The 17,455-nt window shown below is 40.8% G+C and carries 11 protein-coding genes and 2 pseudogenes; 10 read left to right on the forward strand and 3 right to left on the reverse strand.

The features are described from left to right. Positions 1-48: 48 nt before the first annotated feature. From MP3633_RS07810 to MP3633_RS07825, 4 genes are read left to right on the forward strand one after another with little or no spacing between them, the layout of a single operon-like run. On the forward strand, positions 49-1,749 hold the full coding sequence (locus tag MP3633_RS07810) for an EAL domain-containing response regulator (protein ID WP_176335118.1): 1,701 nt from the start codon (positions 49-51) through the stop codon (positions 1,747-1,749). After that, positions 1,749-2,930: an HDOD domain-containing protein gene (locus MP3633_RS07815; protein WP_176335119.1), complete on the forward strand. Its 1,182-nt coding sequence runs from the start codon at positions 1,749-1,751 to the stop codon at positions 2,928-2,930. The genes MP3633_RS07810 and MP3633_RS07815 overlap by 1 nt, the downstream gene beginning before the upstream one ends. Positions 2,931-2,957: 27 nt before the next feature. Next, positions 2,958-3,752: a phosphate/phosphite/phosphonate ABC transporter substrate-binding protein gene (locus MP3633_RS07820; RefSeq protein ID WP_176335120.1), complete on the forward strand. Its 795-nt coding sequence runs from the start codon at positions 2,958-2,960 to the stop codon at positions 3,750-3,752. Positions 3,753-3,772: 20 nt separating this feature from the next. Next, entirely contained in the window at positions 3,773-5,404 is a 1,632-nt protein-coding gene (locus MP3633_RS07825) for a sensor histidine kinase (RefSeq protein ID WP_176335121.1), read from the forward strand. Between the two features lie 266 nt (positions 5,405-5,670). Here the strand turns inward: MP3633_RS07825 and MP3633_RS07830 are convergent, their stop codons facing one another. Further along, positions 5,671-6,627: an IS30 family transposase gene (locus tag MP3633_RS07830; protein WP_176335122.1), complete on the reverse strand. Its 957-nt coding sequence runs from the start codon at positions 6,625-6,627 to the stop codon at positions 5,671-5,673. Between the two features lie 136 nt (positions 6,628-6,763). On the opposite strand from MP3633_RS07830, the gene MP3633_RS07835 reads away from it, so the two are divergent. The 5 genes and pseudogenes from MP3633_RS07835 (at position 6,764) to MP3633_RS07855 (ending at position 13,056) form a co-directional block, all read left to right on the forward strand. Then, complete coding sequence (locus tag MP3633_RS07835; protein WP_176335123.1) at positions 6,764-8,707, forward strand: bacteriohemerythrin; 1,944 nt, start codon at positions 6,764-6,766, stop codon at positions 8,705-8,707. Positions 8,708-8,936: 229 nt separating this feature from the next. Continuing rightward, a pseudogene (locus MP3633_RS07840) lies at positions 8,937-9,971 on the forward strand (transposase family protein); the annotation flags it as partial. Positions 9,972-10,011: 40 nt separating this feature from the next. Continuing rightward, positions 10,012-10,251 (forward strand): EAL domain-containing protein, encoded by a 240-nt coding sequence (locus MP3633_RS07845; RefSeq protein WP_244959952.1) that lies wholly within the window; start codon positions 10,012-10,014, stop codon positions 10,249-10,251. A 32-nt stretch (positions 10,252-10,283) separates the two neighbouring features. Beyond that, positions 10,284-11,434 (forward strand): IS3 family transposase gene (locus MP3633_RS07850; protein ID WP_176334288.1). Its coding sequence is split into 2 segments (ribosomal slippage): positions 10,284-10,521 and positions 10,521-11,434, totalling 1,152 coding nucleotides; the frame shifts between segments, so codons are not numbered across the junction. Between the two features lie 68 nt (positions 11,435-11,502). After that, positions 11,503-13,056, forward strand: coding sequence for a methyl-accepting chemotaxis protein (locus MP3633_RS07855; RefSeq protein WP_176335124.1), 1,554 nt, complete (start codon positions 11,503-11,505; stop codon positions 13,054-13,056). A 716-nt stretch (positions 13,057-13,772) separates the two neighbouring features. Here MP3633_RS07855 and MP3633_RS07860 read toward each other — a convergent pair. After that, positions 13,773-14,528, reverse strand: coding sequence for an EAL and HDOD domain-containing protein (locus tag MP3633_RS07860; protein ID WP_176335125.1), 756 nt, complete (start codon positions 14,526-14,528; stop codon positions 13,773-13,775). 383 nt (positions 14,529-14,911) lie between these two features. Here MP3633_RS07860 and MP3633_RS07865 point away from each other — a divergent pair, with 383 nt between their 5' ends. Continuing rightward, entirely contained in the window at positions 14,912-16,048 is a 1,137-nt protein-coding gene (locus MP3633_RS07865; protein WP_217909064.1) for an IS4 family transposase, read from the forward strand. A gap of 344 nt (positions 16,049-16,392) precedes the next feature. On the opposite strand, the pseudogene MP3633_RS07870 reads toward MP3633_RS07865, so the two are convergent. Continuing rightward, a pseudogene (locus MP3633_RS07870) lies at positions 16,393-17,334 on the reverse strand (IS30 family transposase). Positions 17,335-17,455 lie beyond the last annotated feature (121 nt).

Below are 17,455 nucleotides of genomic sequence, written 5' to 3' on the forward strand. Positions count from 1 at the left end.
ATGTAAAGCTAAATTTTCAGGACGCTTTGTGTTAAGGAAGAAGATAATATGCAGCGCACACTGTTACTGGTTGACGATGAAACGGCGATCTTAAATGCTTTGAAACGCGTTTTGCGGCGCACGGGCTATCAGATTTTAAGCGCAGAGAGCGGAGTCAAAGCCCTTGAGGTTCTGCAGGACAATCCTGACATACAGGTTGTTTTGACAGACTATAGAATGCCCGGAATGACCGGTGGGGAGTTGTTAGTTGAAGTAAAAGAACGATTTCCACATGTTATGGGGTTGATATTAAGCGGTTACGCGGATTTCGGTGCTGTCACTAATGCCTTAAACAGTGGTGCAGTACACAAGTTTCTGATCAAGCCTTGGAATGAAAGTGAAATATTAGATGCATTGAGTTCATCTTTTTCACAATCTTCTCTAAGGATGCAGTCTTCAGAAGTGCTGTTCGGCGTCGATCACCTTTTATCTCGCGGCGAACTTATTGATCAACTGAATCAATGGATGGAGAGTGATATTCGGTCAACCGCTTTATATTTGGATGTTGTAAATTTTAAGAGTTTTAACGACAGCCTTGGATATGAAGAGGGGGATCAACTGTTAGCAGTCATTATGGAACAGTTGATGTTGAGCAAGCCTAATGGTAGTTTTTTGGGTCGAATGAACGGTGATGAGTTCGCACTCATTATGCCATTTTCAGGCTCAGAAGAAGAAATCCAAGGTTTAATAAAATCTTTATTATATCCGTTTGATGATTTAATTAATATTGCAGAGCGGGAATTACATGTCTCTTTTAATGTGGGCTATGGTATCAGTAATGTTGATGGTAATACGTCTGAATTGTTACTTAGAAATACACAAGTAGCCGCTAATTATTTTAAACGGCTGGAAGGTATTGGCTTTCATCGATATCAACCCGTTATGAATAATATAAGCAAAGAAAAAATGGTTTTACGAAGTGACTTATACCGAGCACTGGAACGGAACCAGTTTTCAGTCGTGTATCAGCCAAAGGTATGTATGTCGACAGGACATATTGTGGGAGCTGAATGCTTGTTACGCTGGAAGCATCATTCTCTGGGAGTGATTTCGCCCGCTATATTTATCTCTTTGGCGGAGTCCAGCAGATTAATAGAACCTATAGGTGAGTGGGTGCTATCTAAGGCTTGCTATCAAAGTCAGATCTGGAAGAAAGAGGGGTTACCACCGTTTTTGATGTCAGTTAACCTCTCTGGCCGTCAGCTTATGAGTAATACATTGCCTGAAAAAATAAAAAATATTATAGAGATTACAGGTATTTCTCCCGATCAATTGCAACTGGAAATTACCGAAACTTATTTGATGCAAAATATTGATAACAGTTTGCAATTATTCAATGAAATAAAAGCACTCGGTGTTAGTTTAGCGATTGATGATTTTGGTACAGGCTACTCATCGCTAAGTTATTTAAATCGATTACCAGTAGATAGCCTTAAAATTGACCGTTCATTCATTATAGGTCTGCCTAAATCTAATGAAAAAAAATGCTTGGTTAAAAATATTATTCAAATGTCGCATGACTTAGATATGTCGGTAGTAGCAGAGGGCGTAGAAACTCAGGCACAACTGGATACCTTACGGCATCTTAAATGTGACGAAATTCAGGGGTATTTTTACAGCCCGCCAGTATCTGCAGAAGAATTTCGTATTTTACTCGAGAACCAGCCTTTAATTGGAAAAAATTATTTATATAGTGGAATGTCGATTTAATGGAAATTATCAACATGATGGATACACCAAGAGCTTTATTTGTAGACGATGAAGGGATGGTACTCAATTCATTGCGAAGAGGGCTGCGTCAACAATGTCGTGATTGGGAGTTGAAATTATGCACTTCTCCGCAAGAAGCGTTGAGGTTATTGGCGGATTTTGATCCATGGGTAGTCATCAGCGACAAGCGGATGCCTGAAATGAATGGCATTGATTTTTTGCGTACCGTAAGCCAAAAATCACCTGAGTCTATAAGAGTTCTGTTAACGGGCGACACTTCTGTTGAGGGGGCTCTCGACATGGCAGATGTTGCCCATGTTTTGATTGCCAAACCCTTCGAATTAAAAAGCTTTGTTCGCATATTACAGCGTGTCAAATGTATACGTGCGCTGCCTATTTCCAAGGCCCTTCGTCATCAGCTCGGTACAATAGAACATATTCCGGTAGAGCCTAGGTTGTATCAGAAACTGCTTGAGTGTCTGAAGAGTAATAGGTCAGATACACGGGATATGGCTGGGATAATTAATCAGTCACCTTACATATTGGCGAAGTTATTACAACTGGCTAACTCGGCTTTTCTTGGTTTCGCTCGTCCGGTATGGACTACTCACGAAGCGATTGCTCGAATAGGAATAGAGTTAACTAAAAATCTTGTATTTTGCTTTGGCGTGTTTGAAAATTCTGGAATCAATGATAGTCATTTACGTGATCAATTAAGTTCTGAGGCTATGGATGTTGCGCTACTTTGTCGAGAATTATGTGTGTCGAGTGGGTGCGATCGCAGAGAGATTGATGATGCTTTTTTAGTGGGATTAATGCATAACATAGGTAAATTAATATCAACGACTACGAGGATGCAAAGTAACTCTGATGGTAGTGATATTTTTCCGCTCATAGAGGATGTTGCCGGCGCATATATGTTAGCTATGTGGGAGTTTGATAGTGCATTCGTCAATGCTATTTTATATCAGAGTATTCCGGAAAGAGCAGAGCAAAAAACCTTGTTGTGTTGTCGTTTATATGTTGCAAAAATTGTTAATTACTCTCGAAAACTTAAAATAAGTGCTCTTGATTATGAATCAGGGCTCAACTTTCCGTTGCTTCAGTCACAAGGTCTACTGCATGAAGTAGTTTCATGGATTACTCATGTCGAAAAACAAACTATCAGAGATAATAAATGATGAAAACCATTCTATATCGTGTGATATATGTTTCGTTTTTTTTTTGCAGTATCTACAGTTAGTGCTGACAGCCTTACTTTTGGTATTGTGCCGCAGCAATCTGCAAGTACACTGGCGAAACGATGGGCACCTATATTCCAATATTTAAGCGATAAAACCGGTGAAGATATTCGTTTTAGTACCGCTAAAGATATACCAACGTTTGAAAAGCGATTAGCCGCCGGTGAGTATGATATTGCTTATATGAACCCATACCATTATACCGTATTCCATCAGCTCCCCGGTTATGAAGCGATAGCCAGACAAAAAGATAAGCAGATTAAGGGGATTATCGTAGTAAGCAAAGGTAGTTCATTAAAAAATCTGGATGACTTACAGGATAAAAAAATGGCATTTCCATCACCTGCTGCTTTTGCGGCCAGTGTGATTCCACGATCTACCATTGAACAACATGGAATTCATATAATCCCTCAATATGTGTCATCTCATGAGTCAGTTTATTTAGGCGTTGCTCGTGGCTTCTTTGCAGCAGGTGGCGGTGTTATTCGTACGTTCAATGCAGCACCGCCTGAGGTGAGGGATCAGTTGCGAATATTATGGACAACGCCAGGTTATACCCCTCACGCTATTGCAGCTCATCCGCGTGTTAGCTCAGAAACCGTAGTGAAAATTAAACAAGCGCTACTGGGTATGAGTGATGATTCAGAAGGAATCGAATTGCTTAAAACCATTCACATTAAGAATTTCGCTCTTGCTGAAAATGCCGATTGGGATGATGTAAGAGCACTCAACATAAAGCTGCTGGATGAGCTTATTAAATAACATTGTAAAAAGGAAGTCCTGTGTCGCTTAGGTTAAAAACTATCATCGGTATCGCAGCCATTGAAGCATTGCTGCTGGTGTTGTTGGTCACTACAACACTGGACTACTTGCGTAGCACTAACTATGAGACCCTCACCAAGCGCGCTTCTAGTACGGCAACACTGTTTGCGACAACGACTAAAAATGCGGTGCTTTCCTATGACTTAGCGTCTTTGGATGCGTTTGTAAAAGATGTTTTGGTTAATCCTGATTTGGTTTATGCAAGAGTCATTGGAACCGACGGCAACTTGTTTGCTGAGGCAGTAGAAAAAGATTACATCAGTTTCCCTTTTTTCCCTGATAAAAGGGTAGAAGATGTCGCTGATGGTGTATTTGATACGTTTGCTAATATCTTAGAGGGAGGCGTGATTTATGGTCGAGTTGAAATTGGGCTAGATATTAACAGTATCAGCGCTAAGATTAAAGAAGCTGAAAATCGCAGCATCATCATCGCCATTGTAGAAATGGGACTTGTGGCGTTATTCTCCTTTTTACTTGGCGGGTTTCTAACTGGTCAACTTAAAGTGTTGAGTGCAGCCGCGAAATCAATATCGGCAGGTAATCTGGATATTAAGCTTCCAATTAAAGGGCAGGATGAAATTGCCGATGTGGCCAACGCATTTAATATTATGGCTTTTAATCTCAAGGACGCCAGTGCTCGTCGAGATCAATTTGAAGCGAAGCTTACGGAGCTAAACCGTTCTCTAGAAGACCGTGTAGAGACACGTACCAAGCAGATTGAAATCAAAAATACAGAGTTGGAAAAAGCAAATTCAGACATTAAAAAAGCACAGACTAAATTATTAAAAGCTGAAAAAATGGCATCACTTGGTGTGCTGGTAGCGGGTGTAGCACATGAAATCAATAACCCTATTGGCTTTGTTATGAGCAATTTACATTCTTTAATAGAGTACGGACAAAACTATCGGAGCCTGATTGCGGAATATGCGCTGTTATTAAAGTTCACAGATAGTGAGGCGAAAAAAGAACAACAAGATAAAATTAATCATCTGTGTATGCAATATGATCTGGAGTTTATGAATGAAGATATAGATATACTTTTACACGAATCTATCGAAGGTACAGAGAGAATTCGGGATATAGTTCAAGGCCTGAAAAATTATATTTTTACACCAACTCATATTGACTATGCGATGAATGACCTGAATGAATGCATTCAATCTGCGCTCGCTATTGTACGTGAGCATCTTCCAGAGCAGGTCAAAATTAAAACTGATCTAGCCATACTACAGCCTATACTTTGTTGTAAAACTAAAATTAAAGAGTCATTTCTCAACCTGATAATGAATGCCAAACAAGCAATCGTAGGAGAAGGAATGATCTCTATTAAATCTCGACAAAAAGGAGAATGGCTCGAAATAGAGGTGTCTGATAATGGTATGGGCATACCGATTGATCATCTAGATAAGATATTTGATCCTTTCTTTACCACTAGGCCTGTAGGTAACGGCATTGGCTTGGGGTTGACGATAGCTGATGGAATCATGCGAGAGCATGGTGGTGATATCAGAGTTAAAAGTGAGCTTAATCAAGGTAGCCTTTTTACAATGAGAATACCTATTAAGAGAGATCTTAAAGTGGTTGATTATTGAAGTCGATTTCAGTACATCAGTTGTACTAGCTCAGACCTGAACTGACAGTCACCTCGTTTTAAACCGATGTCTGTCAGTTCAGGTCTGAGCTAGTACAGTAAACCGGAGATTGAAGAATGACTTTCACTCTGGATAAGCGGGAAAAAAGTGTTTCTTACCTTGAATCAACAAATGAACTAGGACAATAACAATATGATTAAAGTACCCTATTATACAAAACTCAGAATAATGACATTTACACCTATTGTATTGTTCTTTATTTGTTCCTAGATTGCAGCAATAAGTGACACACGCTTATTTAATAATACTTCAATTGGAGTGAGATAGTTTAGCGATTTTCTAGGCCTAAAATTGATTAACATTTGCGTGTCCGCAATGTCCTGTTCGGTGAGCTGACCTATGGCGAACCCTTTAGGATAAAAACGCCTCAATAGTCCATTGGTATTTTCATTGAGACCACGCTGCCATGAGTGATAGGGCTTAGCAAAATAGGTTTTACATTTCAGCGCTTTAGCAATGCTTTGATGGCCTGCAAACTCACCTCCATTGTCAAACGTAATGCTATGGCAAACATGTTTAAAAGGCTTTAACAATTTCTTAATGGCTTTAGAGACCAATTTTTTCGTCTTGTTCTTAACGCGACAGGTCAATAAAAGCTTGGTGACTCGCTCCGTCAACGTGACGAGATAGCCATCTTGACCATAAACCGTATCTCCTTCCCAATGGCCTATTTCTTGTTTGTCATCAACCTCTTTAGGGCGCTGGTCGATATCGACTCGGTTTGGAATCAAGTGAGCGCCGGCCATCGTGTCTTTACGTGGTTTATAGCGCTTTCCTTGTCTTGCCAATTGATGCCTCCACCCTTGCGCAAACACAATGCTGTAGACGGTATTACAACAGACTTTTAGTGTTGGTATCTCTCTGGCTAACCGTCCTGCTATTTGCTCTGGGGTGAAGCTCAATTTGAGTGAGCCTTCCACTTTATCGATCAGTTCCTGACTTCGTTTTGTAAACTTGCGAGCCTGCATTCTGATCGTGGAAGCATGAGCGTGAGCCGCTTTAGCACAATATTTACTAGTGAGGCATCGTCTCAGTTCACGAGCAATCGTTTTATTGCTTCGTTCCATCTTTGTTGCGATGGTTCTTGCCGAAAACCCTAGTTCATTTAGACCTTCAATCTGGTATCGTTCTTTTAGCGTCAGTTGCTTATATTGGTTGTTCATTTTTGGACGACCTTGGTGGATTGTGTGAGAACTCGAAGCCTATAAGCAACTGACTCTCTTATCTATACCAAGTGTGTCGGTTATTGTTGAGATCTAAGGTTTACTGGTTTTTACAGGACTTGGCGAAAAACGACAAATGATTGTCGATAATCTCAAAGCACTGGCTGATATTCAGATGCAACTTGGTACATTAGACATGTACCATGAGGGACTTCGGGGGTTAGTGTTTGAAGTTCGTGCCACGCAACTGACCTCACGTCGTAATGAACTATTAGAAGAAGGTAGAAAAAAAGCGGCGTTAATGAATAGTTTAGTGCAGGAGGTGAAAGAAAAAGCACAGTTTACCAAATTGCCTCTTCACGGTTTAGATACCAGCATTAAGGAATATACCCTGTCATTTGCAGTCGCTTTTGAGGAGCAACAATCATCTTCAATCGATAAATTTCTATCTGAGTTTGAGCTGTTAGAAACACATATGGATGAGCTCAAGTCTGCTCTTTTAAATTACAGCAATGATGTGAATTTAACAAACCTTGAGAGCATTCGCTCAACACAGCGCTATTTTGAAATTATTGGTATGGCTATTGCTCTGCTATGTGCATTACTCATATGGCGAGCAATTGTCTCAATCAGAAACATGTTGGGTGCAGATCCGGAAACAATTATAAAGCGTGTTTCTCGTATTCAGATTGGTGATTTTACCATTGAACCCAGAGGGCCTAGGGAGTCAATTCGTTGGATGTTAGGCGAAACGGCAAAAGGGTTAGCTTCAGTAATGGCTGCAATTTATGACACCGCAGATGAGCAAGATAAACGTACAAAAAGGCTAAAACTCAGCGTAACCCAAACAGCTGAAGGAATGGGTGAGGTACACCAAAATGCCGAGCAACTGGCTACCGCCGTGCGCCAAATGGCCTCTACTGTAGCCGAGGTCGCTAAAAATACCGAAATGGCCAGTGCTAAATCGATTGAAGTCAAAGCACATGCGCAGAAAAGCGAACAAAGTGCCATGCATACTATTAAGTTAATTCAGGCGATGGCGACAGAAATTCAAAACAGTGTTTCTGCCATTAATCAGCTTAATGAAAACAGCAAGCAGATATATTCCATATTGGACGTCATTGCAGGTATTTCTGACCAAACCAATCTCTTAGCGTTAAATGCAGCAATTGAATCGGCCCGTGCAGGCGAAGCAGGACGGGGATTCTCCGTGGTAGCCGATGAAGTACGTAGCCTTGCAGCCAAAACTAATGAAGCCACTAATTCAATTCGGCACATGATTGAAGAGTTCAGCAAAGGCACTTCATACGCTGTCAAAGTAATGCACACAACCAGAGAAAAAAGTGAAACAGTTGTAAAAAACACCCGAGAACTGAATGAAGGCTTAGTTACCATTGCTGACGATATTGAGCAGTTATCTGATATAAACGCTCAAATTGCGACTGCCGCAGAGGAGCAGTCTATTGTTGCGGACCAGGTGGCAAAAAACGTGGTTCGGGTAGCCGATATTGCCCAAGATGTTGAGAGAAACGCTGGCAAGGACTTACAACGTGTAGTAGAAATGACGTATTTAAGCCGCTCATTAGTGCAAATGATTGACCGCTTTAAACTTCCTGACGCGCTTTTTTCTGCGATTAAATCTAAAGAAAATGATATCAATTCCGACGTAATGGAAATCGCCACCTGGCATAATGGTTTTGTGCTTGGCATTCCGAGTATAGATAAGCAGCACAAAAAACTATTTGAACTGATTAACAGCATTTATGCTACGTTATTAACATCACCTACTCTGGATGCTAGTAAGACATCTGTACAAGAATGTGTCGCTTATGTTCTTAAGCAACTCAGTGATGAAGAAGCCTTATTGAAGCGCGCAAACTACAAGAGTTTTGATAGGCATTTTGTAATCCATGAAAAATTACGCGCCGACTTAAACACACTTTCTAAAAAGGTATTAACTGAATTTTCAGATGAACACATGTTCGAACTCATTATGTTTTTGCGAAATTGGTTAATTAACCACATCTTATTTTCGGATAGAAGGTACGTAGGTACACTCACTGCGCAGGGCATTAGCTGAAGTTTGGAAAGTAAAAATGTGAATTGCTATGGTAAGCGACCAGTAAACCACGCGTTTTAATTTTCTTCAAAAATCCCATAAGTCTTTTGTTTTTTCAACAGGAACAAAAGACTTATGTTTACAGCATCATTCCAGCTTTACGTTACTCTCATTTGTGGTATTCCCTATGTCAGGATAGTTTTTGCCTCAATTGATTTAAGAATAAACAGGGAGCGGCAAGTTAAAGCAAGTGAATTATCAACGGCATTCAGGTCTATTTAAAGAAGCAATATTAAACAAATTTAGTCAAAGTGGTTTGTCGGTTCGCAAGTTTGCATAGCAAGAAGGCATTAACCTCTCAACCCTATATAGTTGGCAAAAGCCATTTAATATCTCAGGTCTAAATGTGCCAAAAATAAGTGCATCGGATAAGTGGTCAAGTGAGGAAAGGTTTTCTGTTACATTCGAGACCGCCACACTGTCGGCTGTTGAGTTAAGTGAATATTGCCGAGATAAGGGCTTATGCCCTGAGCAAGTCAACGCACGGAAACAAGCTTGCATTGCCGATAATACAGCAACAAAGTCGCCAAACAAAACCAAGATAATACCTGAGAAATAGACGTACAAAAAATGCATTAACGAGCTAGAACGCGAGTTACGCAGAAAGGATAAAGCATTAGCTGTAGATGCAGCCTTGCTCGTACTAAGAAAAAAGTTCGGTACCTATTATAAGGAAAAAGAGAAAGGCTGAGTTCGCTGACCGATAGGCAGAAACATGCGCAGTGGGTTAGCATCAGGTGCGAAGCAAGATAAGGCCTGTGAGTTATTGGATTATCAAAAAGAACCTTACAGCGTTGGCGAATAGACGGTGACATTAGTGCAGATAAAAGGCCAACCGCAAGGAGGCCGGAGCTTGGGAACAAACTGAGTCAAGCTGAAAAAAACCGTGCTAGATATGTGTAACAGTAAATAGTTTGCCTCATTACCGCTAGCCAAATTGTACCCATACTCGCCGATAGAGGTGAGTATATTGCTTGTGAGTCGAGTTTTTACCGTGTATGGCATGCTGAATCACCGAGGCAAAACTAAGTCGATAAATGTCCATAACAAGCCAACACATTATACAGCTAAAAAAGCGAACGAAGTGTAGAGTTGGGCTACCTGACTACAGTTGTGATAGGAAAATACTATTATCTGTATATGATAGAAGATATTTACAGTCGTAAAGTCTTAGAAAAGAAAAGGAGAGCAAGCGGTAGCACTACTGGAGCGTAGAGTCTGGGCTTAGTATTTCGTTAGATGATTTTGGTAAAGGGTATTCATCACTGAGTTACCTTTACTCTTTTAATATTGACTACTTGAAAATTGATAAATTATTTATAGATAACTTGGGCACACGCCGAGGAGATGGCATGGTCGAATCCATAATAAAAATAGCACATATAAATGATATAAAAGTGGTAGCCGAAGGCGTAGAAGGCAAACAACAGGTGATGATTTTAAAAAGTATGAGCTGTGATTTATTTCAAGGTTGGTATGGACCCACTTTTGTAGACATCTCATAGCTATATAATAATAGGTAAAGATGAGGTGAATTATGAGTGGGAAACGCTATACCGAAGAGTTCAAAATTGAAGCCGTTAAACAAGTAACAGAGCGTGGTTATAAGATTGCTGAAGTGGCTGAGCGACTTGGCGTTAGTTACAAAAGTATGCATGATTGGATTGCTCGATACCGCAAACCTGAAGCAAGTCGAAAAGCGGAAGATTCCGCTCAGTCAGAGATCCAACGGCTCAAAGCGGAGCTTCAGCGGGTGACCGAAGAGAGGGACATTCTAAAGGAGGCCGCCGTGTACTTTGCCGGGGAGTCAAAGAAAAGTACACGTTCATAAAATCACGGCTCAACGACTATTCTATTGTTGTCTTATGTCGAACACTGCAAGTCCATAGGAGCGGTTTTTACGCTTGGCTGGACCGCCCAAAAAGTCGACGAGAACAAGAAGATGACCAACTTGCCGTTACGATTAAAATGCATTGGCTTGAGAGTGGTTGTGTTTACGGCTACCGCAATATCACCAAAGACCTAAAAGGAGAAGGTAAGTCTTGTGGAAAGAATCGAGTGCTAAGAGTGATGCGCCGTGAGGGCCTAAAAGCGCTCATAGGCTACAAACGTCACCCTGTTTTTTATAGTGGCGCTGAGCGTAACACAGCGCCAAATACACTAAATAGAGAGTTTATTGTCCCAGAGCCAGATCAAGTCTGGGTAACTGATTTTACGTATATCCGGACAAAAGAAGGCTGGCTTTACGTCACCGTCGTTGTGGATCTATTTTCTAGATTGATCGTAGGGTGGTCAATGAGATCAAGAGCAACAGCGGAGTCGGTTATTGATGCTTTACTCATGGCTATTTGGCGGCGACGTCCCACAAAAAAAGTACTGGTACACTCTGATCAAGGCGCTCAATATACCTCGAAAGATTGGCAAACCTTCTTAAAAGATAATAATCTGGAAGCCAGTATGAGCCGTCGTGGTAATTGCCATGATAATGCCGTTGCGGAAAGCTTTTTCTCATTGTTAAAAAAAGAAAGAGTACGCAATCGAACCTATCAAACAAGAAGCGATGCTCGTTCAGAGATTTTTGATTATATCGAGTGCTTTTATAATCCAAAGCGACACCATGGATCCAATGATGGATTATCGCCACTGCAATATGAAAAGCGATATTTTACGGAGCTAGAAACTGTCTAGGAAACTGGGTCCATACCAGGTTACTATTTTGGAAAACCCTCTTGTATAACTAATTTGAGGAACTAAAAATGAAAAAAAATCTTCCGATTACGGATCAAGAAATTGTTCTACCAGAAGGAACGACTCTTGTTACCTCCACAGATTTAAAAGGTGTGATTACTTATTGTAACGACGAGTTTATTAATATAAGTGGTTTCGAGAGAAATGAGCTTGTTGGCAAGTCGCACAACGTTGTGAGACATCCAGACATGCCCCCACAAGCATTCGCCATTATGTGGGAACACCTTAAAGCAGGCAAGCCATGGATGGGGCTGGTAAAGAACAGGTGTAAGAATGGCGATTATTATTGGGTAAATGCTTATGTGACGCCCGTCACCGTTGCGGGGAAAGTTGTTGGGTATGAAAGTGTGCGTGTTTCACCGAAACCTGAAGACGTTAAAAGAGCAAATAATTACTACACACGTCTCAATGCGGCTAAGACGTCGATGCCAAAGGTTCCGCAAGGTGCTTTTAGTTCAGTGTTATTTTTAGCATTGTTGGTATCCAGCTTTTTTGTATTTAAAGATAATTGGTTATTATTATGTTTGGCTGTTCTTGTCGAGGTATGTACTTTTGTTAGTTATCAGCATTACTCATTCAAAAAAACCTTGTTGTCGATTGAGAGCTTGCTTTTTAACTCTTTTAAGCACCCTGTAGCAGTTGCTACCTACACAGATGACGCCTCTACTGTAGGAAGTATTAAAGTGGCTATTTTGAGTGAATTATCTCACTTGAATACTGTATTGTGCCGTATTGAAAACTCCGCCAATGAATTGAGCAGAGAGTCGAAAATAGGCCTGAGTGCTACGAATGATACTAAGTTTTATATGGACAAGCAGTCTAATGAAACCGAACAAGTCGCGGCGGCAATGAATGAAATGAGTACGGCTATTTTTGAAGTGTCTAAGCACGTTCAAGAAACAGCAGACAATGCGATGTCCGCAAGGGAAAAAGTGACTAAAGGTGTCGAGTTGTCCAGTCTTTCTAAACATTCAATTGTGTCTCTAAACAAAAGCGTAGAAGAAATCACTAACTCTATAAGAGAATTAGAATCTCAAACTACCAATATTGCTGATGCGGCTGGCATTATTGAACAAATAGCAGAACAGACAAATTTGTTGGCACTTAACGCCGCGATCGAAGCGGCTCGAGCTGGCGAACATGGACGTGGCTTTGCGGTCGTAGCGGATGAAGTTAGGCAGTTAGCGCAGCGTACACAAGAATCGACTAAGAAAATTTACGCCATCATTACGAATTTCAGAAGTTCTGTTTCTAATTCTGTCGAAATAGCGTCGCAATGTAGTTCTTCTGCAGAAAGTGGTTTGGTCAATGTGAGTGAAACAGAAACAATGCTTAATAGCTTTTCTAACGATATGAATTTAATAGTGGATATGTCTGTTCAAATGGCAGCGTCCGTTGAAGAACAGGCTCTAGTTTCTGATGAGGTTAACCGACAAATCATTAGTATTTCATCCTTGTCTACAGACTGTACTGAAAAATCGATTCAAGCTGGAGTAGCGGTTCAAGAACTAGATAACGTGGCGAATCAACTTAAAGATTTGGTCATGGGATTTAAGCGATAAATTAAAAAACTGAGCGTACCCCTGTAGTTGAACACTTCGATTACAGGGTAACTCTTTCCCTTTCATCAAGAACTGTCAGATCAAGTCGAGACTAATACTGCTATGCGCGCCTTCCTGAAACGTTTTATAAGAACTTTCATCCAGATGCTGCCAGAAGCCGGTATCGTTAGTCGCTCTCTTGCCATGGATTTGGTAATTAATGATCCTGATTTTCTGTTTGATTTGGAGCATGCGATCAAGTCGAGCTGTGCCCTTTAATTTTCTTTAAAGCCAATGGTAGTGAGTAATGTGGCTAGTTTGTTACTTTCTTACCACTAAACAAGATAATTGAACCTTGTTTAGTGGTTTATAAGCGAATTAAACCTTTGAGGCTCGTATCATCTGATCAATCCGAAACGCTTTGCACGGGCAAACAGCATAGCAAGCTTGTTGTTATTTTTAGCCAGACTTCAGTAGATAATTTTTCTAAAATCAAACCGACGTTTGATAATTCGAAAAGGGTGCTCAACCGTTGTTCGGATACTTGCTTTGATTTATTCCGTTTGGAATGGCTGCTTGTTCTTTATTGGTCGCTTCTTTAGGTTTTTGATTTTGCTCGAAATTTCTGCGATAAACCAGTCGGCTTTAACCTGCTTTAGCTATTCTCGTTTTTGAATGAAGCGGTAACCAGAATCGGCTGAGATAAAACACTCTTCGCCATGAAGAAGGTTTTCTGGCTAATTCAAGTCCACTCCTGCAGTCTCTAAAGTAACGAAGTTAGGGACTATTGTATTTATTAATTTTACTCCGCTAATCATGACATCTGTCCAAACCATGGCCTCTAAGAACGCCTTGTTTAGCGTGGTTCTTTCATCCACTTTCAAAGCGTCGAGATAGCGCCAGTTTTGTGCTTCGAAGTTAAGTGTTTGTGTAAGATAAGTACCTAACTCTCCCGACTGGTTCATGATGGCATCGTACAAACCTTTATCTAAGGCGATTTCATCCAGTACAATGGATTTTTCTAGATTAAAAACGACTTCTATGCTCGATAATAATCCCACCATAAAGGCCGAGTCTCCACGTTCTGATTGTTTACTTTCTGCCAGTAGTTGGCAGTAACGCCCTCGTGTCAAAAGTACTTTTAACAATGGCTGTGGCGATTTGGTAGAGGAGCACAATGTAATCAAAAGTGCCCATTTTTTTAGCTGGTTTAATCCAATAAACACGACAGCTTCTTGTATTGATACGACAGTTTTTTTGATATCACAGACGGGACTATTAAGAATACGGAGTAGTTGATAGGATAGTTTGAGTTCATTAGTGGCTAGGCGTGTGACTTCTTCAATGGTTACGTTTTGATTCTGTAGTGTGTTAACCAGCGCGATCGCGCTTCTTGCAGTCGAATTGATTTTTCGCCCCTTTATAATTTCAGGTCGTTGAAAAAAGTAACCCTGAAACAAGTCAAATCCGAGTTTCTTGCAAAGTTCAAACATGGCTAGATTTTCCACTATCTCTACAACTTAAATGATGCCTTTTGATTTTAATTCGTTGAGTTCGTCTACATAAGCATTCGGTGGTGTGAGAAGAACGTCAATTTTAACAATGGATGCGTATGGTAGTAACGAGTGATAATCTGCTTCAAATTGATACTAATCTAAAAAAATCGATAACCAGCTAGCTTCCATTTTTTAACAGATTTAATAACCTCTGAGGCTGAAGTATCCCCTCGAATTTGATATAAATAACAATTAGTTAACATAAGAAGGGAACGTTCATGGCCCTTGGTGATCAATAATTTCGCCAAAAACAATCAAACACGAGAGCCATGAACGCGACGTCTATTCTGAACAAAATCCTTCCATTTGTCAGACCAAATATGCATAAAACTCGACGCAAGGCGCTATCAGCTTGTGTACTCAGCTTAGCGCAAGGCAATCTTTGCACCGTGACTAATATCGGTCGAGGCATCCAATCAAAAGCGTACGAAAAGCACCGCATTAAACGCTCAGACCGATTGCTCTCCAACCCGAATTTACACCGCGAAGCATTATCGATTTACGCTTATATCTGCCGACTCTTTGTGATTCAAACGCGTCCAATCATTAGCGTGGATTGGTCTGATTTAGATGCTCGTGGACAACACTTTCTAATTCGTGCCAGCATGGCTTTTGAGGGGCGATCCATTACGCTTTATGAAGAAGTGCATGACAAGCTCACAAAAGAAAAGCCTAAAACACATCGGCAATTTTTAAGTGTTTTAAAAGCACTGATTCCAAGTAAAGCAAAGCCCATCATTGTAACGGATGCTGGATATAAGACGCCTTGGTTAGATGAAGTTGTGAAACAGGGCTGGGATTATGTCGGACGAGTCAGAAGGCCGCGTAAGTACTATGATTACTCGCTTCAAGCTTGGCGCTGCATATCCACTTTGTTCTCTAGTGCTAATCAAAAGCCTAAGCATCTAGAGCTTAAACATCGTCAATCTAGCCCAATCACCAATCAGTTTGTCCTTTACAAGAGCTCACCGAAAGGGCGTCACTCTATCAATCAAAAAGGTAAAAGACGTGCTTCTTTATCTTCGCTTACCGCAGCCAGAGGGGCAAAAGAACCTTGGTTATTAGTGTCTTCTCTTCCTGTGAACCGTCTTTTTGCGAAGCGTTGCGTCAGAGCATATGAAACGAGAATGCAAATTGAAGAAGGTTTTCGCGATATGAAAAGCAGCCGATTCGGCCTGGGGTTTGAGTTGAACTTTACATCAAAGATAGAACGGTTGAGCAACTTAATCCTGCTTACAACTGTCACTGCGCTTCTGCTTGTTTTAATCGGTAAAGTCATAGAGCTGACAGGCTATGCAAAACGCTTTCAGGTGAACACTCTACGTAAGCGAAGAGTTCTGTCACACTTTTACCTTGGGAAACGAGCCATTATGACCCGTTTCCAGATACCAAAAAAGGAATGGCAGGACGGCATCAGGCAACTAGTCCAGCAGCTAAAACAAGGAGCCTATTCATGAGTAAATTTGTGGGGATACCTCAGCCTCTGAGGTGATTTTTTGGTCTTCAATAATTTCTATGTAAACTGTCTCTGGATTGATAGGAAAAAAGGCGTATGACAAGATAAATTCGGTTGTAATGTTAATGAAAAATGATTTTATTAACTGAGTTTCTAATTTGGTAATTCCAATGCATAGATTGACTAATACTTGGCTTGTAGCAGCATCATTGTCGGTAATATTTGCATTGAGGGCATCCTTTCCACGGAATAATAGCTCGTACCCGAAAATGTCTTTTTTTCATCGAGTATCGGTTGCTGAGCCATCATGAGATAATTTAACGACATTGGAAATTTAATCATTGCCTAGATTGCAGCAATAAGTGACACACGCTTATTTAATAATACTTCAATTGGAGTGAGATAGTTTAGCGATTTTCTAGGCCTAAAATTGATTAACATTTGCGTGTCCGCAATGTCCTGTTCGGTGAGCTGACCTATGGCGAACCCTTTAGGATAAAAACGTCTCAATAGTCCATTGGTATTTTCATTGAGACCACGCTGCCATGAGTGATAGGGCTTAGCAAAATAGGTTTTACATTTCAGCGCTTTAGCAATGCTTTGATGGCCTGCAAACTCGCCTCCATTGTCAAACGTAATGCTATGGCAAACATGCTTAAAAGGCTTTAACAATTTTTTAATGGCTTTAGAGACCAATTTTTTCGTCTTGTTCTTAACGCGACAGGTCAATAAAAGCTTGGTGACTCGCTCCGTCAACGTGACGAGATAGCCATCTTGACCATAAACCGTATCTCCTTCTCAATTGCCTATTTCTTGTTTGTCATCAACCTCTTTAGGGCGCTGGTCGATATCGACTCGGTTAGGAATCAAGTGAGCGCCTGCCATCGTGTCTTTACGTGGTTTATAACGCTTTCCTCGTCTTGCCAATTGATGCCTCCACCCTTGCGCAAACACAATGTGTAGACGGTATTACAACAGACTTTTAGTGTTGGTATCTCTCTGGCTAACCGTCCTGCTATTTGCTCTGAGGTGAAGCTCAATTTGAGTGAGCCTTCCACTTTATCGATCAGTTCCTGACTTCGTTTTGTAAACTTGCGAGCCTGCATTCTGATCGTGAGCCACTTTAGCACAATATTTACTAGTGAGGCATCGCCTCAGTTCACGAGCAATCGTTTTATTGCTTCGTTCCATCTTTGTTGCGATGGTTCTTGCCGAAAACCCTAGTTCATTTAGACCTTCAATCTGGTATCGTTCTTTTAGCGTCAGTTGCTTATATTGGTTGTTCATTTTTGGACGACCTGGGTGGATTGTGTGAGAACTCGAAGCCTATAGGCAACTGACTCTCTTATCTATACCAAGTGTGTCGGTTAATGTTGAGATCTAAGTTGTAGCTCTCTGAGCGATATGT

The organism is Marinomonas primoryensis (genome assembly GCF_013372285.1).
GTDB classification, from domain to species: Bacteria; Pseudomonadota; Gammaproteobacteria; order Pseudomonadales; family Marinomonadaceae; genus Marinomonas; species Marinomonas primoryensis.

Bases quoted from the DNA above. Each gene is read 5' to 3' on its own strand.
- MP3633_RS07820 (WP_176335120.1), top strand. From the start codon at position 2,958: ATGTTTCGTTTTTTTTTTGCAGTATCTACAGTTAGTGCTGACAGCCTT.
- MP3633_RS07815 (WP_176335119.1), top strand. From the start codon at position 1,749: ATGGAAATTATCAACATGATGGATACACCAAGAGCTTTATTTGTAGAC.
- MP3633_RS07865 (WP_217909064.1), top strand. From the start codon at position 14,912: ATGCATAAAACTCGACGCAAGGCGCTATCAGCTTGTGTACTCAGCTTA.
- MP3633_RS07830 (WP_176335122.1), bottom strand. From the start codon at position 6,627: ATGAACAACCAATATAAGCAACTGACGCTAAAAGAACGATACCAGATT.
- MP3633_RS07860 (WP_176335125.1), bottom strand. From the start codon at position 14,528: ATGTTTGAACTTTGCAAGAAACTCGGATTTGACTTGTTTCAGGGTTAC.
- MP3633_RS07835 (WP_176335123.1), top strand. From the start codon at position 6,764: ATGATTGTCGATAATCTCAAAGCACTGGCTGATATTCAGATGCAACTT.
- MP3633_RS07855 (WP_176335124.1), top strand. From the start codon at position 11,503: ATGAAAAAAAATCTTCCGATTACGGATCAAGAAATTGTTCTACCAGAA.
- MP3633_RS07810 (WP_176335118.1), top strand. From the start codon at position 49: ATGCAGCGCACACTGTTACTGGTTGACGATGAAACGGCGATCTTAAAT.